Source organism: Serratia sp. CY44782, assembly GCF_052168715.1.
In the GTDB taxonomy this organism is placed as follows: Bacteria; Pseudomonadota; Gammaproteobacteria; order Enterobacterales; family Enterobacteriaceae; genus Serratia; species Serratia nevei.
Map to the genome: position 1 here is coordinate 1 of NZ_JBJNME010000003.1, position 21,638 is coordinate 21,638.

The 21,638-nt window shown below is 57.0% G+C and carries 32 protein-coding genes and 1 riboswitch; of the genes, 3 read left to right on the forward strand and 29 right to left on the reverse strand.

Going from position 1 to position 21,638, the window contains the following annotated elements; all coding sequences use genetic code 11:
- The 27 genes from ACJ8HT_RS05960 to ACJ8HT_RS06090 form a co-directional block, all read right to left on the reverse strand.
- On the reverse strand, window positions 1–367 hold a 367-nt coding region (locus tag ACJ8HT_RS05960; protein ID WP_442520126.1), incomplete at its 3' end, for a phage virion morphogenesis protein.
- On the reverse strand, window positions 367–1,602 hold the full coding sequence (locus tag ACJ8HT_RS05965) for a phage head morphogenesis protein (RefSeq protein WP_197653620.1): 1,236 nt from the start codon (window positions 1,600–1,602) through the stop codon (window positions 367–369). The genes ACJ8HT_RS05960 and ACJ8HT_RS05965, both read right to left, overlap by 1 nt.
- Window positions 1,602–3,110: a DUF935 domain-containing protein gene (locus ACJ8HT_RS05970; RefSeq protein ID WP_282677131.1), complete on the reverse strand. Its 1,509-nt coding sequence runs from the start codon at window positions 3,108–3,110 to the stop codon at window positions 1,602–1,604. The genes ACJ8HT_RS05965 and ACJ8HT_RS05970 overlap by 1 nt, the downstream gene beginning before the upstream one ends.
- A 5-nt stretch (window positions 3,111–3,115) precedes the next feature.
- Window positions 3,116–4,900, reverse strand: coding sequence for a hypothetical protein (locus ACJ8HT_RS05975; RefSeq protein WP_193145338.1), 1,785 nt, complete (start codon window positions 4,898–4,900; stop codon window positions 3,116–3,118).
- Between the two features lie 8 nt (window positions 4,901–4,908).
- Entirely contained in the window at window positions 4,909–5,130 is a 222-nt protein-coding gene (locus ACJ8HT_RS05980) for a hypothetical protein (protein ID WP_350429792.1), read from the reverse strand.
- Complete coding sequence (locus ACJ8HT_RS05985) at window positions 5,123–5,626, reverse strand: DUF1804 family protein (protein WP_060417729.1); 504 nt, start codon at window positions 5,624–5,626, stop codon at window positions 5,123–5,125. Before ACJ8HT_RS05985 ends, ACJ8HT_RS05980 begins: the two co-directional genes overlap by 8 nt.
- Window positions 5,626–5,853 (reverse strand): hypothetical protein, encoded by a 228-nt coding sequence (locus ACJ8HT_RS05990; protein WP_040175205.1) that lies wholly within the window; start codon window positions 5,851–5,853, stop codon window positions 5,626–5,628. The genes ACJ8HT_RS05985 and ACJ8HT_RS05990 overlap by 1 nt, the downstream gene beginning before the upstream one ends.
- 2 nt (window positions 5,854–5,855) lie before the next feature.
- A complete protein-coding gene (locus ACJ8HT_RS05995; RefSeq protein WP_060417730.1) occupies window positions 5,856–6,104 on the reverse strand; it encodes a hypothetical protein in 249 nt (82 codons plus the stop codon).
- Entirely contained in the window at window positions 6,101–6,721 is a 621-nt protein-coding gene (locus tag ACJ8HT_RS06000) for a hypothetical protein (RefSeq protein WP_197819255.1), read from the reverse strand. Before ACJ8HT_RS06000 ends, ACJ8HT_RS05995 begins: the two co-directional genes overlap by 4 nt.
- Complete coding sequence (locus ACJ8HT_RS06005; protein WP_060417809.1) at window positions 6,693–6,977, reverse strand: hypothetical protein; 285 nt, start codon at window positions 6,975–6,977, stop codon at window positions 6,693–6,695. The genes ACJ8HT_RS06000 and ACJ8HT_RS06005 overlap by 29 nt, the downstream gene beginning before the upstream one ends.
- The gene (locus tag ACJ8HT_RS06010; RefSeq protein ID WP_350429794.1) at window positions 6,965–7,615 is read right to left on the reverse strand and encodes a glycoside hydrolase family 19 protein; all 651 of its coding nucleotides are present in this window, start codon (window positions 7,613–7,615) and stop codon (window positions 6,965–6,967) included. The genes ACJ8HT_RS06005 and ACJ8HT_RS06010 overlap by 13 nt, the downstream gene beginning before the upstream one ends.
- Before the next feature lie 100 nt (window positions 7,616–7,715).
- Entirely contained in the window at window positions 7,716–8,165 is a 450-nt protein-coding gene (locus ACJ8HT_RS06015) for a Mor transcription activator family protein (protein ID WP_040175214.1), read from the reverse strand.
- Window positions 8,162–8,584 (reverse strand): gp16 family protein, encoded by a 423-nt coding sequence (locus ACJ8HT_RS06020; protein ID WP_197819182.1) that lies wholly within the window; start codon window positions 8,582–8,584, stop codon window positions 8,162–8,164. Before ACJ8HT_RS06020 ends, ACJ8HT_RS06015 begins: the two co-directional genes overlap by 4 nt.
- Complete coding sequence (locus ACJ8HT_RS06025) at window positions 8,581–8,703, reverse strand: hypothetical protein (RefSeq protein WP_350429795.1); 123 nt, start codon at window positions 8,701–8,703, stop codon at window positions 8,581–8,583. Before ACJ8HT_RS06025 ends, ACJ8HT_RS06020 begins: the two co-directional genes overlap by 4 nt.
- Before the next feature lie 46 nt (window positions 8,704–8,749).
- On the reverse strand, window positions 8,750–8,998 hold the full coding sequence (locus ACJ8HT_RS06030; RefSeq protein WP_060417735.1) for a hypothetical protein: 249 nt from the start codon (window positions 8,996–8,998) through the stop codon (window positions 8,750–8,752).
- Entirely contained in the window at window positions 8,979–9,590 is a 612-nt protein-coding gene (locus ACJ8HT_RS06035; RefSeq protein WP_350429809.1) for an HD family hydrolase, read from the reverse strand. The genes ACJ8HT_RS06030 and ACJ8HT_RS06035 overlap by 20 nt, the downstream gene beginning before the upstream one ends.
- Window positions 9,591–9,717: 127 nt before the next feature.
- Window positions 9,718–10,068, reverse strand: a complete 351-nt coding sequence (locus ACJ8HT_RS06040) for a hypothetical protein (RefSeq protein WP_197653599.1) — start codon at window positions 10,066–10,068, stop codon at window positions 9,718–9,720.
- Window positions 10,065–10,289, reverse strand: coding sequence for a hypothetical protein (locus ACJ8HT_RS06045; protein WP_197653600.1), 225 nt, complete (start codon window positions 10,287–10,289; stop codon window positions 10,065–10,067). The genes ACJ8HT_RS06040 and ACJ8HT_RS06045 overlap by 4 nt, the downstream gene beginning before the upstream one ends.
- Window positions 10,290–10,736, reverse strand: a complete 447-nt coding sequence (locus tag ACJ8HT_RS06050) for a hypothetical protein (protein ID WP_197653601.1) — start codon at window positions 10,734–10,736, stop codon at window positions 10,290–10,292.
- The gene (locus ACJ8HT_RS06055; RefSeq protein ID WP_197653602.1) at window positions 10,733–11,233 is read right to left on the reverse strand and encodes an ANR family transcriptional regulator; all 501 of its coding nucleotides are present in this window, start codon (window positions 11,231–11,233) and stop codon (window positions 10,733–10,735) included. Before ACJ8HT_RS06055 ends, ACJ8HT_RS06050 begins: the two co-directional genes overlap by 4 nt.
- On the reverse strand, window positions 11,223–11,744 hold the full coding sequence (locus tag ACJ8HT_RS06060) for a hypothetical protein (RefSeq protein ID WP_197653603.1): 522 nt from the start codon (window positions 11,742–11,744) through the stop codon (window positions 11,223–11,225). Before ACJ8HT_RS06060 ends, ACJ8HT_RS06055 begins: the two co-directional genes overlap by 11 nt.
- 193 nt (window positions 11,745–11,937) lie before the next feature.
- Window positions 11,938–12,135: a hypothetical protein gene (locus tag ACJ8HT_RS06065; RefSeq protein WP_188240518.1), complete on the reverse strand. Its 198-nt coding sequence runs from the start codon at window positions 12,133–12,135 to the stop codon at window positions 11,938–11,940.
- Window position 12,136: 1 nt separating this feature from the next.
- Window positions 12,137–12,766, reverse strand: a complete 630-nt coding sequence (locus ACJ8HT_RS06070; protein ID WP_060424341.1) for a DUF3164 family protein — start codon at window positions 12,764–12,766, stop codon at window positions 12,137–12,139.
- A 37-nt stretch (window positions 12,767–12,803) separates the two neighbouring features.
- Window positions 12,804–13,037: a hypothetical protein gene (locus ACJ8HT_RS06075; protein ID WP_197819180.1), complete on the reverse strand. Its 234-nt coding sequence runs from the start codon at window positions 13,035–13,037 to the stop codon at window positions 12,804–12,806.
- A 12-nt stretch (window positions 13,038–13,049) separates the two neighbouring features.
- Window positions 13,050–13,946, reverse strand: coding sequence for an AAA family ATPase (locus tag ACJ8HT_RS06080; protein ID WP_197819178.1), 897 nt, complete (start codon window positions 13,944–13,946; stop codon window positions 13,050–13,052).
- Window positions 13,947–13,961: 15 nt separating this feature from the next.
- Window positions 13,962–15,995 carry a Mu transposase C-terminal domain-containing protein gene (locus tag ACJ8HT_RS06085; protein ID WP_197819176.1) on the reverse strand — a complete coding sequence of 678 codons (2,034 nt, stop codon included), beginning with the start codon at window positions 15,993–15,995 and terminating at the stop codon, window positions 13,962–13,964.
- 2 nt (window positions 15,996–15,997) lie between these two features.
- Window positions 15,998–16,240: a helix-turn-helix domain-containing protein gene (locus ACJ8HT_RS06090; RefSeq protein ID WP_060424344.1), complete on the reverse strand. Its 243-nt coding sequence runs from the start codon at window positions 16,238–16,240 to the stop codon at window positions 15,998–16,000.
- A 167-nt stretch (window positions 16,241–16,407) separates the two neighbouring features.
- Between ACJ8HT_RS06090 and ACJ8HT_RS06095 the strand changes: the two genes are divergently transcribed.
- Window positions 16,408–16,980 (forward strand): transcriptional regulator, encoded by a 573-nt coding sequence (locus tag ACJ8HT_RS06095; protein WP_197652834.1) that lies wholly within the window; start codon window positions 16,408–16,410, stop codon window positions 16,978–16,980.
- Between the two features lie 188 nt (window positions 16,981–17,168).
- Here the strand turns inward: ACJ8HT_RS06095 and ACJ8HT_RS06100 are convergent, their stop codons facing one another.
- Together ACJ8HT_RS06100 and ACJ8HT_RS06105 are read right to left on the reverse strand one after the other, a co-directional pair.
- The gene (locus ACJ8HT_RS06100) at window positions 17,169–17,567 is read right to left on the reverse strand and encodes a universal stress protein (RefSeq protein ID WP_197652835.1); all 399 of its coding nucleotides are present in this window, start codon (window positions 17,565–17,567) and stop codon (window positions 17,169–17,171) included.
- Between the two features lie 3 nt (window positions 17,568–17,570).
- Window positions 17,571–18,536, reverse strand: a complete 966-nt coding sequence (locus ACJ8HT_RS06105; RefSeq protein WP_197652836.1) for a DHHA2 domain-containing protein — start codon at window positions 18,534–18,536, stop codon at window positions 17,571–17,573.
- Between the two features lie 40 nt (window positions 18,537–18,576).
- A riboswitch (Fluoride riboswitch) is annotated at window positions 18,577–18,652 on the reverse strand.
- 181 nt (window positions 18,653–18,833) lie between these two features.
- Here ACJ8HT_RS06105 and ACJ8HT_RS06110 point away from each other — a divergent pair.
- Window positions 18,834–20,714, forward strand: coding sequence for a diguanylate cyclase domain-containing protein (locus ACJ8HT_RS06110; protein ID WP_194572209.1), 1,881 nt, complete (start codon window positions 18,834–18,836; stop codon window positions 20,712–20,714).
- 70 nt (window positions 20,715–20,784) lie between these two features.
- Window positions 20,785–21,633 (forward strand): AraC family transcriptional regulator, encoded by an 849-nt coding sequence (locus ACJ8HT_RS06115; protein WP_194572210.1) that lies wholly within the window; start codon window positions 20,785–20,787, stop codon window positions 21,631–21,633.
- Window positions 21,634–21,638: the final 5 nt, after the last annotated feature.

Here is a 21,638-nt window from a genome sequence, read left to right on the forward strand (position 1 = left end):
GCCGCACCTGGCCCTGGCGCTTGATGGTGCCGCCCAGGTGCTGAATGGCGGCGTAGACCAGGTTAGAGCCAATCTGCGCAAAGTCGTCACCGGAGGCCGGCGTGACCGATGCCGCCAGGCGGCCGGTCACCTGCAGGATTTTCCCAGGCCAGTGGCCGGCGCGGGAACGTGAGCGGATGGTGCTGGGCCTGAGTGAGGGCCAGCTGTTGGCGGGAAAACCTTGCTGCTCGAACATTGCCATGCTTTGAGCATGGAGCGTTTCGGCAACCTGCAGCATCAGCGGCCGGGGCTTATCGACCACCTGCAGCAGCTGCTGCAGACGTTGGCTTACCGCTTTGTCATCGACGGTGACTTTGATATTGGCCATCAGCGCGCATCCTTCAAGAGCGTGCCACGGCGTATTGTGGCATCGAGGGTTGACGCCTTCACAGGCGCAAAGGTGTTGACCACCAGACCCGCATCCAGCGTCGCCAGCCACCATTGCCCCTCATCGAGCTGGCGGAACAGGTGCAACAGCTCGCCGGCACGCACCGCGACGGTGGATGACTCGATAACCGTCTGCACGCTGGCCCATTGCTGCTGAGTCGGCAACGTGCCGGCACTGGCCTGGGCGGCAAGCTGGTGCTCAGCCAGCCAGGCGGTACGGCCGGACGTGCCGAGCGTCGCCATCTCGCCGGCATCCAGCACGCCGGCGGCCAGTATCTCGCCTGTGCGGTTGCCCTGGGCGACATCGCTCAGCATGTGAGTCAACTCTGGGCCGGCCAATCCCGCGCTGACATAGGGGCGCGACAACTCCACATCGTACTTGTCCAGGTTGGCTTTCCACACCTCTTTGCCGGGGTTGATATCAAAGCCCACGTCCGGGAAGAAAGTCACCGCCTGGCCGTCCGGGCCACTGAACCGCACGCCATTCACCGGGGTGAAGGTTGGGCGCCCGTTCTCGTCCTCGCCGGTCATCACCTGCTGGACAACTTCACTGTCGGTGCGCGAAATCACATAACCCCATTGCTTCACTTCTCGCTCGGTCAGCGCTTCAACGCGGCAGCGGCAGTTAAAGCCGTTCGGCGGGAAGATGTACTGCCAAATCGGATCGAGGTAATGGAAGACGCGGTTATGCAGCCGGGCATGGCTGGGACGAGTCTTTGCATCCATAACCGCCACATACCGCCAGTACGGGCGATTTTCGGCGTTGGCCAGCATGGACTCATGGCGCGCCGACATGTAGGCCGCCTGGGTGTTGGTGCGATAGATGGTATTGAGCCGGGCCGGGTTGCCGAGCTGGCGCGTTGTGATCTCGCCGGTATCGGTGTCGATATTTTCCTCGCTGCCCCACCAACCCTTTTTACGCAGTACCGGCTCCAGATTCTTGACGAACCATTCCGGCGTCTGGCCAGCGGCCAGGCCTTCGCGTAACCCGTTCACCAAATCCTGGGCAATATCCAGGCGCGCCAGGTTGGCAAAGCCGAATGCGTGCGCATGATCCACCGCCTGCATGGCGTCGGCATCAGTTCGGATGCGCAGACCCTTGTTCTCCAGGTAACGCAACGCGGCTTCCGGCTTCATGCCAAACAGCGCGCTGATTTCTGCCTTCGATATTGGCATTACTGCCCCTCCTGCTGGGCATACAGGCCAATCAGGCGCGCGATGGTCTGCGTATCACCGAGGTTAGCCTGCAGTAAGGTCGGATCGAGCTGAGGGAACGCATCAGCCAACGCACCCAGCAGGCTTTGTTCGTCCAGTTCCCCGGACAACGCAGCGATAGCCGGCTGCAACATGGCAATCAGACCCTCAGCGGGTTTATTGCCGCTTAACAGTGCCGTTAATGCCTCATCAATCCCGGTTTGCGTGTCATCCGCACCGGGTTTGCGGGTCAACGCGGCCACTAACGCGGCAATGACCTGGGAATTATAACTGCGTGCCGGCGTCGGCGCTGCTGGCGCGCCCAAATTAACCTGCACGGTGCGACTGGCCCCGACAGGTTCGGGTGCCTGGGGTTCAGGCACCTTGAACTTGATGCGCGGCGTGCGGCGCGGGTCGGCGTTCGCGCGGCGATTGAGCACCAGCAGCGGCCAGAACAGGTCGCTGCGCAGCGTCATGGCCAACTGGCGGCTGTCAGAGGAAAGCAGGTCGTGACGCACTTCGTTGTGGATCACGCCCAGGGCATTGGTGGAGGTCTTGCCGTCGGCCTGCGTGGTCAGAGTACCGCCCAGAATGGCCTTGGACATGGACTTTTCTGCCCACTCAGCCAACGCCATAAACGGCTCATGCGAGCTGTTAGAGGCTTGATGCAGCGTTATTTCCATTTCCTTGGGAATGATGCCGCCGGCATAGCGCCCCAGCTCGGTGACGGCGCGCATCAGCTCGTTTTTCTCTTTCTTGCCGATGCCCTCCGGATATTTACCGATACGCAGCGGGATACCGTAGATCTCCAGCAGCTCCGCCAGGCTCTGAGTGCCGAAGTTGCGGCACACATACGGCCAGGACAGGGTACGCAACAGCCCCGCACGCGCAACATAGCCGCTGCGCGACTTGTGGCGGTGCTGTATCCAGCCGAAAGGCTGCAACGGCGCGCCCATGCCGTCATCGGTTCGCAGCAGCAGCTGATCCTGATTGTCCCGCGCCAGTTCGAACCAGGACGCCGGCCGGTGGTTAAACGCCTTCGGGAACCACTCGCGGCCAAGCTGTTGCCATTCAATCTCGATGTTGCTGAACCCCTGGCCGATGGCGTCGAGCATATCGATGATCAAATCTTCCCAGCCGTCTTGCTCGGTGATGTACTCCGCCAGCCAGGCCGCATCCGCTTGCTCTGCCGGTGTGGCATTGGGCGGCGGCGTGATTTCGTGCGGAATGGTCAGCAGCGCGCGCTTGCGCTTTTGCATCTCGGCAAACAAATGGGCGTCCCGTTCTTCCATATCGGTGAACAGGTCGGCCTGGGCCTGCAGGTTGCCCAGCTCGGCCTCGTTGAGAATTTGCTCCAGGCGCTGGGGCGTCAACCGCTGGCTGGGGTGCTCGGCATACAGGCCGGCCAGTGCGGCCACATGCGAGGATTGCGGCTCGCGCAGCACATCGCGGCGGATCGGTTTCCCGTTGACATCGACAATTTGAACCATTTTTTTCACCATAAACCGCGACCGCCGTAGTCCGGCTCGTCGTCGTCATCAAGAAAATGATCGCCGCCGTACCGGGACGCCTCCCGGCGCGGTATCGGCTCCCAGGCGAACGAACCTGCGCCGCGGCTAACGGCAATCATCCAAAGTAGCTGCAGCGCCGACAGGCCGTCATAGTGGTGACCGGTCTGCGGCTCTGGCCAGGTCTCCAGCTCCGACAGCAACAGCGTCAGACCTGGGTTGAACAAAATAGAGGGGTTGAGCTGGTCGTTGATATACGGCTCCAGCCCTTCGACGCGCACTTCCAGCGGCACTTTGGCCGTCACACCCACGAGCGGCAGCGCCACGCTCTGGCGCAGCGCATTTTTGATGAACGTCGAGCGCGAGTGCTCGTAGGCGTTGTTGTTCTCAAAGCCGATGGCCAGGCACCTGAACTGCCGCTGCATCGCTATCAGGTCGGCTTCCAGTTTGGACGGTACACGGCGCTTGATCTCCGCTTCCATCACATGCAGCCGGCTGCGCTGCTTGTCCCAGCCGCCCACAAGAATTGCCGAGGGGTCGCTGGTCTCACCCTGGCCCATAGAGGGGTCACAGGCACCGAAAATCAGCCAGTCGCGCCAGCGCTGGGTAAAGAACTGGATGTTGATAAACGTCCGGTCTTCGTCCGTGCGCGGGTCACCCTGCATTTCGGTGGCAAATGCCTTGCCGTTCTTGGCGCGCTGGCGCATCAACCAGTAGAGGGTACGCACCGCCGGCCAACTGGTGACCGCGCCATCATCCATCTGCACCTGGTGCGCCAGGTAGAACTTGTACGACGGCAGCTTGTCCTGGGGAAGGTCGAGACCCAACTCGGCCGCCTGTTCTTCGGCGCGCTTGTCGTCGTTGAGCATCTTCTCCTGGCACTGCTCCCACAAATCCATGTGCGTGGGCAGCGTCACGATGGCGCGGAAGTGGTGAACCACATGGCCAATGGTGCGCTTGGCCCGGCTGATAGGGTCGTCTTTGTTAAGCACGGTGCCGACGCCCAGGTATTTTACAGAGCCGTCCGGCGGCCCCAGGTATTCGATGGCCTTTGAAATCCAGTTCCAGCGGTTTTCGCGCTCGGTCGGGGATTTGGCCTCGGCATCGGTGATCAGGTCATCGCCCAGCAGCAATTTGGGGCGACTGGCCCCGTGGAACGTACCACGGATAGCCTGCTCGGCACCGAACGCCTCGACCTTCACGCCGGTGCGGGTGGTGAACTCGCCAATCTTCCATTGTCCGCTGCGGCCGCAGACCTCCGGGAAATCCAGCATCAGTGCCGCGTTCATGGTCAGTTCGGTTTTGACCACCTCCAGCAGTTTGGTCGGCAGTTTGGTCTCCGCGCCGAGCAAGATGATGTAGTCGATGAAGGCCGGCCGCTCGTCTGTGAAGCCGAGCGCCGCGCGAACGTCGTCATGCTGATGCAACCCCTGAACGGCGCACCAGACCGGGCCGATTTTGGTCAGCAGCGAGGATTTGGCTTCACCACGCGGGGCAATCCACCATTCGACTGCGCCGCCGGGGCGCGTCAGCAGTTGCGGAAAGCGCGTGCAAAAATGTGCATGGAACAGGGATTGCTCGCCCCGGATGTGATGTGGGAAATAGGTGTAGGCAAAAAACGTGAAGTCGCCAGACAGCACCCTGCGCCGGCGCGCGTTGATGGCCTCCGGCGAGGTATCAAGCCCGGTGCTGTGCGCCTGGATATCGGCACGCAGCACATGCTTGAGCATCGCCAGCTCTTTGAGAAAATCCCTGCTGCTTAATTTGCTCATCGTGGCCCTTACTGCATTGAGCCAGGCGCATCACTCGCGCTGGCTATATTCACCTCATCCACCAACTGCGCCAGGCGCGCCCAGGCGGTCTGTCCGTGACTCTGTTCAGCCAATGCAATACGCCCGTCACTCAACAGCACTTTGACCTGGCGATTACTGTCAATGTGCATATCGTCAATTGCGCTGTAGGCAACGTAATGGTCGCTTGCCAGGCGGATCATCCTAGCCATAAATCCTCTCTATCTCTTTGCCGAACCCCTCCAGCAGGTCGCCGAACGGCTGCAACTGCTGGGGGTGATTGTCTTTGATGTACGCGGCCAGCAGTTGGATCACTTCCAGCGCGATGGCCAGGCGGGATACCTCCGGCATGGCTCGCTTGCTGCTGGCGACAGCCTTGTTGAAGGCATCCGACAGGCTGGCCAGCAGCTTCACGCGGTCTTCCGGCTTAATGTCCACATCGTCATAGGCCAGCTTGTCCATGGTGGTTTTGAACTGCACCACCAGGCCGGTGAACATGGCCAGGGTCAGCTCCTCCAGGCCGCCGCCGGCAAGCATACGCGCGCCGCGCAGCGTCTCCCAATCGTCGCCGCCGGCTTTGCTGTCGTTCTTCCAGCGTTGCGCCGTCCCGTAAGAGACACCGCACTGCACGGCCGCCACTTCCAGTGAGAGGCCGTCGAATACATAGGCCCGGCGTAACCGGTCGCGCGTCTCTGGCGGGTATGCCATCAGCCAACCCCCAGTTTTGCCTTGATCAACATAATCGTGGTGTACACGAGGCCGCCGCTGACGCTGCCGGTGATCGCACCGGCGATAGCGCCCTGGCGAATGGCCGAGGACTTGACGTCATCCAGGCTGCTCTCCATTCGCGCCAGGCGCTGATTGATTTCAGACAGCAACGCCATTTCGGCAGACGTTGCCGGCCCCCGGCGGTAGCGCGATGCGCGTCGGCCCATGATTAGCTCCTTTTATCCGCTTTGCGGTCTAGTTTCTGGTCGATGTGCTCGACGCTGCGTTTTACATCCTTCAACAAGTCCAGTAACTGGTCATTGTTTCGCTGTGCATCGTCCCGGCGCTGGTATTCCGTGCGGATGGACTCGAGGCCATTACGCAGGTCTTTCAGCTCGGCAAACAGATGTTTAAAAAGACCGCTGAACAGGCCCATAATCAGGCCTATCGCGATGTTAAACGCCATTTCAAGGGTCATTGTTCCCTCCCGGCGTACCATTGATTAAGTTGCTGCAGTTGAGCCTCTAATGACTGGCACCAGGCCCCATAGTCGGCGCTGTGCCGGATGAGACCGCCGGCGGAGAGTCCGCCTGCGCTGCCGGCGGCTTCGGTGGAATGGCCAGTAATGCCGCCGGCGGTGTTGGGCAAGTGTTGACCACAATCGGCATAGCCGAGGGCGGCGTTGTAGAGGCACAGCCCGCGAGGGCCAATGCCGGTAAAACCCACATCGTTTTTAACCGCATCGTCGATCGCCTTCTTGAGTTTGTCTTTCGTTGCCTGTAGGTGAGATTGGCTCTGCTGCAGTTCACGGGAGAGCTTGTCGCCGAGCTGCTGCGCCGCCTGCAGCTCGCGCAGCGCTTTAGCCATGGCCAGGGCGTGCTGCTCGGCCTGCTGGCGCAGCGTTTCATTCAGAGCAGACTTATCCGCAGCCAACTGGCCGATGGTGTTGCGGGCTTTTGTCAGGTCGCCCTGCAGTTGAGCGCGGCCGGCAGATTGCCCCAGGTAATACGCACCAACGCCGACGCCGAACGCCAGCAGATAGGCAAGGAAATGGGTTTGCAGGTGACTAAGCACCAGTCTGAGGGTTAACAGCATCGCCCACCTCCAGCTTGGCCTTGTCTCGCTTGATGGCGGCGAATTTCGACGCTTGAGACTGGAAAACGAACGCGCCCAGGTAGGCGGCCAGGTGCCACTCTTCCAAGTGACCGGTCACCGTAACCCAGACAATCACGAACGACGCCACCAGGAATGCACCCAACACCATGGTGTCCGAGGTGGACAAGCGGCCGGTGGCCGGATTGGTGATGAGTTCGCCCAGGCGGCGCAACAGCGTGCTTATCAGCGCGGACATAAGGCGGCCTCGGCATCTTTCAGACGGGCCAGACGGTCATCCATTCCCAACATCCCGCTGTTGATCCGGCGCGTCAGCCCCTTGAAATCACCGCTATCGGCGTAGTTGTTGAGATTGTTCGACCACCAGAAGAACGCGGCAGAACGCGCCGCCGGCAATGGCTGCAGCAACAAGTCAGGACTGCCGAGCAAATCAAGCCCCAGGGCATTGCCGGCGGCGCGGTAATTGTTCTTGAAGGTGGTTTGAATCAGCCCTCGGCCACGATAGCGCCAGCCGTCCCCGGATGACTCCGGGCCATTGCCGCCCCGGTTGGCGTAGGCACGGTTGGCCAGCTTCTCCGGGCGGCGAACGTAGCCGCGCGCAAACTCGATTTCTTCCGGATCAACCACGCCGTCGCCATCGAGATCAAAGCCGGTACGAAAGATGGTCGCAATACGGCGGGGGTCGGTGTAGTAGAGGTTTTCGGACAGCGAGGTAAAACTGTTGCTCTCATGGCCAACCTGCGCCAGAAACGCCGCCTGGCGTTTGGGGGTATCAATGCCAAACTCAGCCATCGCTGACGTGATAGGCGCGTGCCAGCGTGACACATTGGCGGGGGTTAACCTGGCTGCACGGCGTAACTGTTCGGGGGTAATCATAAAAAAGCACCATCCGGTGAAAGATGGTGCCAGTATGATTAAAACGGAGTTTTTCAAAGCGGGGACGGTGTTCGTCACCCTTTGATATCAGGCAAATTTACTATAACAGATCTAATTGCTGTGACGATACCTGTCGCTCAGCCAACAGCTTTTGCGCCCACCGGTCAGTCACGCCATATTTGGGGCAAAGCGTGATGCGCGCAAACCGGGAGCTTTCACCGGCCGCCACCAGGGCGTTGTGCTCGTCGATGAAACGGCGGTTACGCCACTCACGCAACGCGCTGTCACAGCGCGGAATGTACAGCGGTTCGCTGCCAAAGTGTTTTTCAATCACCTTTGCTGTCTCCTTGCCAAGCAGTTCGACCAGCAGCTCGCCGCGACGGTTGCCCTTTTTACGCACGGACTTGCCGACCTTGAATGTGATGCCGCCCAGGTGGCTTATCATTTCCTCGGTCTTGGCATAGCCAATCAGTGAGATCAGCTCAATGACCACCGACGGCAACAGCGCTTCAACCTGGCTTAAATCGGGCTTGATCTCGTTAAATTTCATGATGGCTTACTCCTGTTTTTGCGGCGTTTGGCGTCGATGATCAGCGCCTTCATTACCGCAGACAGCTGCTCGACGGTCAGCCACTCCAGCACATGCTGCTGGTACATGTGCGCTGCCAGCCCCTCGGCGTAGTTCCAGGGGCGCTTGGCCTCGGCCAACAGCGCCTCAATCTTGGCCAGAATGGCTTCGCGTGAGCGGGCAACCTTCGGCCGGCGTCCGTGCCGGGCGGTTTTGCGGGGGAACCCCTGCTGATGCAGGTATTCCCGGACGCGCTGCAGCTCGTCCAGCGAGCACTGCCGGCAGGAGGTTTTACCGTCGCTGACCCTGGCAATCATCTGACGATAGGTGTCGTCATCCATCCCCAGGAACGCCTGGCCGGCTTTGATGGCCCCGATGAGGCCTTTCGCGTTAGGTGTCATACCAAACTCCCGTACACTTTGGGGCGGTCAACCGTCGCCCACTGGATCTCTTTCTCTTCGTAGACCTGGTAAGAGCCGCTGTCCCACTGCACGCCGTAACGAAATCGCTCATCCGGCATTGGGAACACGTTGAGAACAACGCCCCGGCCTGGCTGGGGTGGCAACTTAACCACGCTGCCCTTGGGGTACTTCATGGAAGGCCTCCAGCGGCTCCAGACGGTAGACGGAAACGCCGCCAATCTTGCCCTCGACCCGCACCACGGTCTTACCGTTCTGCAGGTGCCAAGCCACCGAGCGTGTCACCACTTCTTCGCAGTCAGGCACGCCGACAACGGGGTAGTAGCGAAACCGCGACCCCACCGGAAAACGCCGGTTAAAGTCTTTGGCGCTGGTTTTACGCAGGACGTTTTTCATGAGGCCCTCCTGCCTGCTGCAACTCGTTAAAGCGCTCAATGAACAGGCTGCGCGCCTGGCGTGGGTTTAGCGGGCAAACGGTGAGTTTATCGGTCGGCTCGATCCCCGCGAGAATGTCCCACTTATCGCCATCGTCAATGTCGAGGTCGCGGCGTTCGGTAGCCAACATGATCAAATCCGCCTGCTTAACCTCGGCGCTATGCTGTAGCGGCAGCCAGAATCTGTTGCGGATGGCGCAATCAACCATTGACTCAATATCGCGGTAATCCGGCAGCAACGCTTTTAGCGGTGCGGGGATATCCTGGCAGTAGGCCTCTGCGGCATCGTGCAGCAGTGCTTCCAGTGCCAGTTCCGGCGGCACCAGATAGCTGACAAGAACCGAATGCTGCGCGACGCTGTAGAAGTCATCCAGGTGCCCACAAAACCGGCAGATATTGGAAAGCGCCTGGGCAATATCGTGAATATTAATAATGTCCTGGTCGATAGCCTCGTAGCAAAAATGGAGGCCGCCGTGGGTGCGGATGTAATGCTGTTGTGTCGGCTGCTGCAGCTTGATCTCGACGCAGTTCGTCAGCAGATCCGCATCCAGCATGGCATCGGCCATGTTGTAGGCTGATTTGGCCATATCGGCATAATCGGCCCAGGCTCCGGTGTTCAGGCCGCTAATCACCAGCGCCTGCATAGCTGCGCTGGCGAACTGCTGGCGAATGTTCAGGGTTTCATTGCTCATCGGTTACCTCCGGGGAATCCGTTGAATCGACACACGCGCTGCACAAATCAGGGCTGACCCAGTGGCAACCCCCGGCGCACGCATTGCGCCAGGTGCAGCCACAACGGCGGCATTTTTGGGTTTCATCGACCGTGACCCGAAATGTGCCGGCCGCATGTTCCCGGCCGGCGCTGATCCGCGTGACTGTCACCCGCTGCAGGGTGCCAAAAATCTTACCTGCCAGCCGATGGACAGCGCCTTTTGCGCTGGCGGTATTGCTGGCCTGTTTACCCTGGTATCGGGCAATGTAAGTGCCGCTGGTAAAGCGCCCGATGATTTCAATGCTGTTGTCGTCGTTCATTCGAACCTCCAGAGTTTTTTATGGCGTTCAACGGCCTGTTTCATCGCGACACGATCGCCATTGGTATGAACCTTGTTGCCGCGCGGGTCATAGAACTGAAAGCGAGAACGTACAGGCAAACGCGGATACTCAATCACCGTGGCCTTATTGGTCAGGTGGTAAACACGCTTGGCACCGCTATCCAGATGCTGGCAACCGGTGACTGACAGGAAATTAGTCATCTATTCGCCCCCAGACTTAGAGCCAGAGGCGGTGTAGAGCCGATCACCAATTTTTATTTCTTGTCCGTAAAAAGATTTGAAAATGTATTCATCGCAACCGTTGCCATAACCCAGAATAAAACCAGACGCCTTTACCTGTTGCGCTCCCTGGTTATCTGTCAGCTTGTTTTCTTTCTGCGCCAAAAGTTCATTCAGGCGCGCGACTTCTGCCTCATTGCGGTCATTCATGATTAATAGATGTTTTGATGCATCCTGTACCTTTTGGAACTTGTAGAAATACTCATTTACCAGTAATTCCAACTCGGTAACCCGTGCAGCCAAGTTATCCCGCTGCGTTTTTACGGGCAGGTGGTCTTGATATTCCATATATGCGCCGTCTGGCGTTTCACGCATAAACGCCATTTCGTGTGACATATGCATTGAACAATCAGGGGTAAACCGTTTCATTGGTTCACCTCCGGATATTTCCAGCCGCGCACGCAGAAATCAGAACGGCTACGGCACCAGAATTGATTCGCTTCTTTGGTGGCAAAGTCAGCAGCAATTAACCAAAGCGGGGCGGCGGCGGTGAAGTTATTTGCCTGCTCGCATTGACGGGCTTTTTCGGACAAAGTTGTAAAATTGTCGCCAGGTTCAATATCAGGCATCCGCATACGCTCAACAGCTTTACTTTGTTGGGTACGATGCGAGACATAAGGCTTGGCTCTACGCAAGGGAACCAGTGAAGGCGATGGCGACGGATTATCGATGGTGCCAGGCAACCCATAAATACGAATTTTTCCGCGCCACCCACGATCCAGGCGGCCATGCTTCAAATCATAAGCCAGCAACGCCCCAACGTTTTTAATCTCAATGTCTACACCTTCGGCCAACTCTGCCGCCGTGGACGGGCCGCGCTCAGCCAAAGCCAGGCGAATCTGTTCGCTTTTAGATTTATTTTCCATTTTGATAATCCTCAGCAGCAGCGGAATATTCAGAACCGGTAATTTCAACGGCACCACATTCCAAATTTGGTTTGGCGCTGGTATTGAAATAAATCGCGTCTTTAAATCGAAATATCTCAAGGCCACAGATAAATAACATTCCCCAATCCAAACCGAGCGAAGACCATAAAGGCTCGCGTGATACCGACTCGCCGGGATACCCCTCATCCCATAGCGCCCAGAGTTCGCGATGCTCTTTACTCATCCCCGCAGGTGCTCTACGTTTGGGGGCTGTGGTGTATCTGTTTGCGTCCGTTGCTGCTGTCCACAGTGACGGGTGGCCAAACGTTGGAACGCCATCAGGAAACGCAACAGCATAGAAACGATGGCGAGTGGCGTCAGTGTTAAAGACCGGCCTGGCACCAAACTTAGCGGCAAACTCTTTCGCTTTTTCGTTCAGCTCTTTGCGCTTGAGGCTTTCAAAGTCCCATGCCTGAATAGCTGCCTCATTAGTTGTTTTATAAAAACTCATAATCACCCCCAGAGAATTAAACCAAGCCAAATCAGGCTACTAATCCACACCACACCGATAATCAAAACACCGGCCCAAACAGAGCGCCGAGAAACATAAAATTCTTTATCCATTTCAGAACCTCATGATTTAGGCGTAAGCGCGCCCCTGCGGGTTTACGCCATAATTAAAAGTCAGTTATTTACGTTTAAATTCAGTCGGTCGGTGTTAATGATTCAATATTGACGAAATACGGCGCAACATTGATTTCCACAACCGTTGCCGATTTAAGGTCTCGGGCTGTTTCCACTGTCCTGACCACCGGGCCACCGCATAGCGCCCGGTTAGGCTGATAAATAAACGTGCTGCCTATTTTGTGCTGCTGGTTAAATAACTTTGCTTTGGAACCCATATCACACCGCCGCGATATTAATAGGGATGCTATTCAGCTCACCGCTACTGTCTTTTTTGAAGAACCGAATATAGGTCTTACTGACCGCCACCTGCAGGGACTCAGAAATGCAGTCCATCGCTTTAAGCCAGCGTGGATCATCAATCTTGATGCGACGCAGCGATAAGATGCGGCCGGTGTTGAGCTTGCCTTCCTGGTCAACGGCGAACGCATCATTCACGATGGCTTTCAGGTTTTTATTGGCACCCTCTGACCACTCGCTCAGGCACTCATCAATAATGTCCTTAGCCACCTGCAGCTCCGGCCCGAACGTCAGCGAGTCCTGCACGGCAATGCGGATTTGTTGGCTACCGTCGAACGAGGAGAACGTGACGTTGCCTTTCAGGCCGCCGCGCTGACGGTCGTACTTTTCCGCAACCAGATCGAGCCAGGCATAGCAATCATCAAAAGACTTATTTTTAAACGCCTTGATGCGCTCGCTTTCATCCTCTGCCTCTTTGACCTGGGCACGAACAAAGGCGTCCATTTCGATATCAAAAGGGGATACCTGCTCAACAGGAACCAGGCGACCCTTACGGTCTGCCATGTAGCCTTCAGGAATTGTGTTATTTGATGCGACTGTAGTAGTCATATAAACCTCTTTATTAATAGTCCGAAATAAAACGCAATTAACACCAGATGATGTGTGCGCCATGCCATATCGTCATTTTGACAATGCGCTTAATTCCGTTTCGTGTTTCCGTGATTTCCACAGCACCCTTTACCCAATCTTGCAGTGGCGCTTCAACTTCAATAACCGGGCGGCGAAAATTAACATGGCACTCAACAACCTTTAACCCCACACGCGCCAGACAATTCAACTTCGCCGCAATCTTCTTATTGTTTACCGTTAATTGTTCCATGCTGATGCCTCATTAACTAATTAACATGCCGGCGACTTTATCAACCATTGCCTCATCAATCGGCGTGGCGTTAATTTCGCTGGCGCGGATGGTGCCGCGTGCCAATTTGAACAACCGGCGCGCATTACCTTTTGATGCCCTGTAAAAGGCGGAAAAAACACTGTCGCTGTTCGCTTCCTCGACCATGTTGGTGAGGATAAGCTGCAGGTCTGCCTGCGGCAGCTTCTCCTGTAGATCAAGAGCAAAGCCGACACGGCTGTAGAGCTGCGCATACTCGCCGCGCTTGCCTTTCAGGTTGAGGATCAAGCGCGGCATACCGGCCAGAACGACGCCTACACCGGCCTTGTCATGAACGCGGCGGATGACCTCCAGCGCGCGATACGGCAGGTTTTCGGCCTCGTCGATCAGCACAGCGCGCCCTGTGCCGCTCAACGCGGTGATGCAGCTCTCGCTCAGCTCATGGATGGTGCCGCGCTTGCTGAGGCCCAGGCGGTCGCACAGCTCCTGCAGAAGCACCAACGCGGTATAGCCGGGGTCGGCCTCAATCAAGATGGCATCACGATAGCGGCGGGCGTACTCCTTCAACATCATGGTTTTACCCAAACCGGCCGCACCGTAGATCACGTTGATATCGTTTTCCAGGTGCGCCATGCGAATGACCTCAAGGCCGCTTTTGGCGGTAATAGTCGGCACGAAATCAATATTCAGATGGTGCAGACGGTCTTTATCAGATTCACGCTGAATAAAGCCGGACAGTTCGGATTCCAGGGTTTTAATATCGCCGCTGTATTTCCCACTCAGGAACGTGCTGATCGCCGCCGGGCTGCGCCCAATTGCGCGCGCTACATGGGATTGCGTGTAGCCCTTACGGCTCATAATTTCTTCAAGCTGTACGCTTATTTTTGACATGTTTTATTCTCCAGTTCAGCGGGAATTGGTTTTCTTAAAATATTCGTCGCGTTGCGTTTTCAATACGAACAACGGTTCTTTCTGTTTAGGTTCTTCATCGACAAACAAACTGCCAAAATCATTTCTTTTAACTTCCAAGACTGGCCGCAGCTCGTCATTGGCATCCTGAATAATCTTCCCAGCCCGTTTAATCATGCGTTTAGCGCGTTTCTCTTTGGCCTGCTCAACGCGAGACTGAGGAACAGGGGAATGAGAGTTGCCATTCCAAATGGCAGTGCAAACATAGGTGCCATCCATTTGGCGAATAATAACTGCCTCCGGGTCGTGAATATCCATACCCACGCGCACTGACTGGCGATCGACTTCGATAAGGTCTTTGGAGAAATATTGGTTATTCCCGACACTGACCCATCCACGCTGCGCTACGCGCTCAACTTCTGGCATAAACATCTCGCGCAGCTCGCCTTCGGTGATGTATTCGATTTCATCGCCTTCCTGCTGCAACACCAGGGCGCGATAGGCCGCCGGTGTCATGTGAGTGCCGTCAACCTTTGGTAACTCACTGTGTTCATGGTGATTGTTGTAGTTATCAATCTCGTCCTGTACGGCATCCATCAACCACTGCCACGATGGCAGGTCGCGGAACGTCCGCTGCTGCTGGGTGGTCAGCTCGTTGCCGTTGCGCAGGGCATCCGACAGGCTGATGAGATTTTTCCCTTGTATCCTGGCGGCGTTCGGGTCAACCGATCGCCCGTTATAGGTCATCGTCCGTTTGGCGATACGCTCTGGAATGACGGCGTTGAGGCGTTCGATGATGCCGCGTGCCTGCGGGTTGCCCGGTATGCCGGTCATATGCTCAATACCCAAGCGCGGGAATATCCCGGTAATATCGGCGTCCAGCATTTTGTTTTTCTGGCCGCCGCCATTATCCGAATAAACAAATAACGGCTTACCGAAATGCTTCATGCCAAAGCGGTATGCATCCGCAACGCCCATCGCGTTCTCTGACAGCGATAAACTCCAGCCGACGACAAAACGTGTCCGGCCATCAATAACCATGGTTAGCTCTGGCGTAAATGGTCGCCCGTGGATCGGGTGGGCCACCTTCATATCCATGGATTTACCATCGCTGATCCAGATGCCATTGACCGGCATCTGCGCCCAGTCGCGCTTGGAATACACCTCGTAAGCCTTCTTGGCCGAGCCGGAAACACGTCCCTGGACACGAGAGCACAGCGGCAACTGGTTAACCCGGCGCAAAACGGCGTAGTAAGACGGTATCGCTTTACGCATGGCCGGCTCCGCGTGGTAGACCTCGTACCATTCCCGACGGAAAGAGCGGTAAGCCTCGCGCACGCTGGGGCCGTTCCTGTTGGCGTAGTGAGGCCAGAACATGCCGTAAAACCATGATGCATCTTCGGGCTTTTTGCGCTTGTTCTGCCCTGGTGCCAGCATGGCCAGACGCTCCAGACCGGGCTGCGTTGCCTGAAAAATGGAAACCCACTCCTGCAGGCTGCTGCGGCTAATGCCAACCCGTGACCCCTTGCGGGCGTTGGCCAGGTCTGCCGCCGCCATCAAGTTCTCTGGCAGTGAACCATCGCGCGAACCGCCCACGATGTAATTCACAGCCGAGAGGCGGGACAGGCCGGCATTGCGCAGCCGCTCCACCTCAGACGCCAGTAGCGCACGGGCATCCGCGATGGCTTTCTGGTCGTCGGTCAGGCCGCAAACCTCGCGCTCGACCAGCGCAGGACATTGGCGCATCAGCTCCAGTTCCTGGCGCGGTTTGATTGCAACAGCACGCTTAACGGGCGGTTCAGTCGTCTGGCAACCGGATTGCTCCAGCACAGACTTGTAATGCCGCTCGGTCGCTGCCGCGCGCGCCGCTTCCGGCAAGCAGTCGATGTGGTACTCGAAAGCCTTGCTCCCCTGGCGCTTGCGCACCAGATCAGGTGAATTATCTGCCCGTTTTTTCAGTGCAAGGCGTAAGCCTTGCGCTGTGCCAGGCAGTCCCGGCAAGCCGATCAGTTCATTCACGCTAAGAAACATAATCATGCCACCTGTTGCTGTTGCGGATAACGGCTAGGCCAGATGGCAGAGGGTTGCGTATCCAGCGCCTGGGCAATAATTTTTTCGCCTTTCGGGTAAGAGCGATACAGCGCATTTTTGAGCGTATCAGGGGAAAGGCCTGCGGCGCGGGACAGCTCCCGCATCGTGGTGCCTTGTTTGTGGAGAGCAGCAACGATATCAATTCGATGCATATCGACAGGTTCAACTTCATTTCTTTTGTTCATTCGATTACCCTAAAAAGTTGTCTGTACGGATAACCCTGACGGCTTATCTCTACGGATAAGTATTGATCCAAATAAGGAGCATGTAAAGCAAATAAGGAGCTTTCTTTGTTTCTTTTAAGGATTGAATGATTCCTTTAATACAAATCAAATAAATATCAAGAGGTTATATGGAAAGGAAAGTGCGCACTGAAAAGCAAGAGATGCTTTCTTTTGATACCGTGGGTAAAGAAACGCTTAAAGACAGGCTGTACAAGCTTATGGCCAGGCGTAGTGTCCGTGCCGCCGCAGAGGATTGGGGGCTGCCTTTTTCGACATTGAACAACTATCTAACCAAAGACACAGAGCCCTCGCTGAAGAACATCCAAAAAATTGCAAATAAGGAACAAGTGACGCTTGAATGGATCGCAACAGGTCTTGCCCCCATTGTTGCTAAGCAAACCGAGGAAGGTGATGCTAACCGCGAAGTTAGCGATTTTGGAGGTCTGCGGATGGTATGGGACAGTTTAAGCGAAGACGAGCGCTCACAGCTTCTACGAGTGTTAGGCCGCAAAGGCGCTGATGCCCTGACTTTACTGTTAGATGAGGAAGCGTTCCAATTGTTGAAGTTAACAGGCGATGCACGCAAGGCGGCGCTGTTGCTTGAAAAATTGCCAGCTTCAAAGCTTGAAGAGATTTTGGTCGAATGTAGTAAGGTTCAGCAAGACCCGACTCTAAACGTACAACATAAACAGGCCGTTTAAGGAGTGTTTCATCGCAATTTTTAAACTCTTTAATCGGCCCTTAAAAAGGGTTTAATTGTGGATCACTCTAGTCCAGAATTTATCGCATAATTTCTCGTTTTTTATCATTTTTCTTCCATCAGTCCAGAATCACCAGATTCCGTCGAAATCCCCGCCGTTCAAGGCTTCGGGGCTAATCTGGCGTTCCCTCAGACAGTCCAGAAACGATCACCACCCCACACGAAGGAGGTATAGACGCCAAACGGACGGTTCTGATGGCCGAGCAACAAAAGATCGACGCCTTCACGGGCAATCAGGGCTTCGACGTCTTTGAAGCGATGGATGCTGACCATTGCGCGCACCTCCAGGGGGATTGAGCAGTCGTCCACCAGGCGGCTGAGCATGGCTTTGGCGGCGATCACCTCGCTGGACTGGCGATCTTTGGTTTGCGCATCGCTGAGGTAGTCCAGCTCGGCATAGTCGGCACTGATGTGCGCCATGGTAATGCGCGTATTCATCTGCTGATTGAGGCGTTCGGCATGGCGCAACAGCAGCCGGCCGTCGCGTTCATCCTGTACCAGCAGTAAAGCGTGTTGGTAGATCGGCATGACTTATCTCCCTGCGTGAGCAATCTGTAGGGTTAACCACGGTAAAACCTCTTTTTTTCGGCTCGTCATACCGGGCAGCGACACCTGCTGAATGGCGAGCACCCGGTTCGACGAAAAATACAGGGTGGAACGGCGGTGGGTGATATCGGTAACCAACAGCGCGGTCATCTCCAGCCCGGCTTCCTGCTTCGCCTGCTCGAGCGCCTGTTGCAGCGCGGGCAACAGCGGATCGATGTCGCTCATGGCCCGCACTTCTATCTGCGACAGCAGCAGCGAAACGGTATGGATGCGGTAATTCTTGGCGTCGCGCTGCAGCAACTGCGGGGCGGATTGCCCGGAGAGATCGGTTTTGGCGGCCAGCAGCCCGGCGATGAAGGCGTCATAGTCGACGTGAGAGATTGCGCGCAACCGGGTGACCGCCAGCCGATCCTGTTCCGTGGTGGTCGGCGCACTGAGCGCGACGGTGTCGCTCAAGATGGCGCCCAGCAGCAGCGTGGCCTGCGCGGCGTTAAGTGGCATCGGCTTTTCTGTCGTCAGGATTTGCAGGATCACGGTGGCGCAACAGCCGACGGCGCGCACCCAGACATCGGGCGGGTTGCGGGTGATCAAGGTGCCCAGGCGGTGATGGTCGATAACGCCGACCACGTCGCTGTCGGGCAATGAGGCCGGGCCTTGTTCGATATCGGTAAAGTCGACCAGCCAGACTTTGCGGTCACGGAGATCGTCTGTCAGCAGCGCAGGTGCTTGTACGCCGGCGGCAGCCAGTATGTAGCGGGTTTCCGGCGTCAGCTCGCCTAGGCGGAAAGCCACGGCCGGTTTGCCGAGGTGATTGAGCCAGTCCGCGACCACCAGCGCGCTGCAGATGCTGTCGCTGTCGGGATTTTTATGGCCGAAAACGTACAGAGGCATTTCCCGCGCGACGGCATCGGGCTGGCGTGGAAAAGAGGTAAAACGTGAGATTTCATTCATAGCGACTCCTGACATACCTGCCTAAAAAATAAAGCGAAGTTGTATATCAGGCGTCATCATCCGGTTCGAGTGAACGCGGCGGTTGGGAAAGGTGGAACACCATCACCTTGTGAACGACTGTAGCGCAGCGCGGGGGTAAACGCAACGCCCGGCAAAGTTGGCGAGAATACATAATCGGATTGATACTGTGAGTGAGTCTATGATGGACAAGGATATTATTTGCCGCTAATCGACGGATAGGCTGAACGGACTCACGCCGGCCATACCGGGTCCGTGGGTGACACAATGGGAGACAACATGCTCGAACCCTGCTTCCCCGAAAACGAAGCCGAACGCCTGTCGGTATTGAATTCGCTGAACGTGCTGGATTCGAACTCGGTGGAAAAACTGGATCGCATCACGCGGTTGGCGGCGAAATACTTCGGCGTGACCATTGCGCTGGTGTCGCTGATCGATCGGGATCGCCAATGGTTTTTATCGCGCTACGGCCTGGATGCCCGAGAAACCCCGCGCAATATCTCGTTTTGCGGCCATGCCATCTTGCAACACGAAGCGCTGGTGGTGCCCGATACCGCCAAGGATCCGCGCTTTTTCGACAATCCGCTGGTGATCGGTGGGCCGAGGATCGGTTTTTACGTCGGGCAGCCGCTGCTGTCGCTCGACGGCTTGCCGCTCGGCACGTTGTGCATTATCGACAGCCACCCGCAGCCGTTTTCTCCTGCTCAGCTGGCCGATCTGCACGATTTCGCCGCCGTGGTGGAGGAATATCTGCAGAGCATTGAACGCCTCGTCTATACCGAAAACCTGAAATCCGACCTGCAGCGCACGGAGGCGCTGTTCGAACAAACCTTCTCCCAGGCGGCGGTAGGGATGGCGCTGGTCTCGCTGCAAGGATATTGGCTGCGGGTGAATCCGCGCATCTGCGAAATGCTTCAGTACTCCGAGCGTGAGCTGATGGATCGCACCTTCCAGGACATCACCTATCCGCTCGATCTCAACACCGATCTGGAAAAGCTGCAGCAGCTGCTGAAAAATGAAATCAGCACCTATTCGATGGAAAAACGCTATTTCCGCGCCGACGGCTCGATCGTTTGGGTGCAGCTGACGGTGGCGCTCAATCGCTTGCCGAACGGCAAGCCGGACCATTTCATCTCGGTTATCGTCGATATCAGCGAGCGCAAGGCGGCCGAGGCCGATCTGTTCGCGTTGCAGCATGAACTGGAGGAACGCGTCGAAATCCGCACACGGGAGCTGAACGTGGTGGTCAAGAAACTCAACGAAGAGATTGAGACGCGGGTGCTCGCCGAATACCAGCTCAGCACGGAAAAAGAACGCCTGCGCGCCATTACGGACAATATGCCGGCGTTGATCAGCCAAATCGACGGTAATGAACGTTACCTGTTCGCCAACAGCGCCTACAAAACCTGGTTCGGTCTGGAGGAGTCCAGCCTCAGGGGGATGACGGTGCGCGATTTCATGGGGGAAAGCGTTTATCGAATAGCAAAACCGATGATCGAGCGGGCCCTCGCGGGCGAAATGGTGAGTTTTGAAAATGAGCTCCAGACCCAACAGGGGCAGCTGATGATCCACACCACGCTGGTGCCGTGCGAAGCGCAGGGTTTTTACATTCTGTCCATGGATATTACCGAACTGAAACGCTTGCAACAGCGGCTAGAGTACGAGGCCACGCACGACATGTTGACCGGATTGACCAATCGCCGCGCGTTTCTACGCCGGTTGTCGGGCACGCTGCAGGCCTGTTGCCATCAGCGGCAGATGGCGCTGCTGTTTATCGATCTCGACGGGTTCAAAACCCTTAACGACAGCTATGGCCATGACTTCGGCGACGCGATCCTGAAGACGTTCGCCACATTGCTCAGCACCTGCGCCGGCGAGCGCCACAGCGTCTCGCGTCTGGCCGGTGACGAGTTCACGGTGATCCTGTGGCCGTTGACGGATCCGCGGCGCGAAGTCAGCGAGTTTTGCGAAAACGTGTTGGCGCATCTGGCCAAAATTACGCAGATCGGGCCGCAGAAGGTACGGCTTTCCGCCAGCATCGGCGCGGCCATTTCCCCACGCGGCGATGTGACGGAGGAGATGCTGCTGACCCGCGCCGACGGCGCGATGTATCAGGCGAAATCGGCCGGAAAGGGCACCTACGCCATCTGCGAGCTGTGAGTGTGCAACGGTGGCGGTCTCGGGGTAAGCTGTTTTTCTTTTCCTGTGAGCAGAACCACGGACTTATGGCATGGCGTCAAATCATCAACATAAAGACTGGCTCGAACTGCGACGCGATGACGAAACCGGTATTGAAAGCGTCAACGCCCACTTTCAGGGGCATGCCTACGATCCCCACGATCATGATGAAATGCTGGTGGGCGTCACGCAGCAAGGTTTACAGCGTTTCAACTGCCACCGCTCACTGCATACCAGCCAGCCGGGCAGAGCCATGCTGATCGAACCGGGCGCGGTGCATGATGGCCATGCGCCGCAGGCCGAGGGATTTACCTATGCGATGCTCTACTTGCCCCAGCATTGGGTATCCGCCGCTATGCACCGCCGTGGAATGGGGGACGCCTCCGTGCTCGAAGGCGCCTTCCACAGCACGTTGACCGACGATCCGATGCTGGCTGCCGCGATACGGCAGGCCTTTTTCTCGTTGCATCATAGAGAGGGGCGGTTGGCGCGCGATCAGAGCCTGGACCATCTGCTAACGCTACTGTCACGGCACATCCGCACCAGGCCGGCTTCCCAACACGATGACGCGTTGATTGAGATGAACCGCTTACGAGACTATTTGCATGCACATATGGCGGATAACCCCAGTCTGGATGACCTGGCGCTTCAGTGCGGTCTGGACCGCTTCCGCCTGACTCGCCAGTTCACCCGGGCTTTTGGCCAGTCGCCGCATGCCTATTTGGTTCGGTTGAGGCTGCGGGCCGCTCGCTTGTTGTTGGCGCAGGGGCAAGAACCGGCGCAGGTCGCTATGCAGGTGGGCTTTGCCGATCAGAGCCATTTGGGGCGCTGGTTCCAGCGCGCCTACCGTTTATCACCGGCGGCCTATCAACGCCAGTGCACAAACGTTCTATACCGCTGATTTGC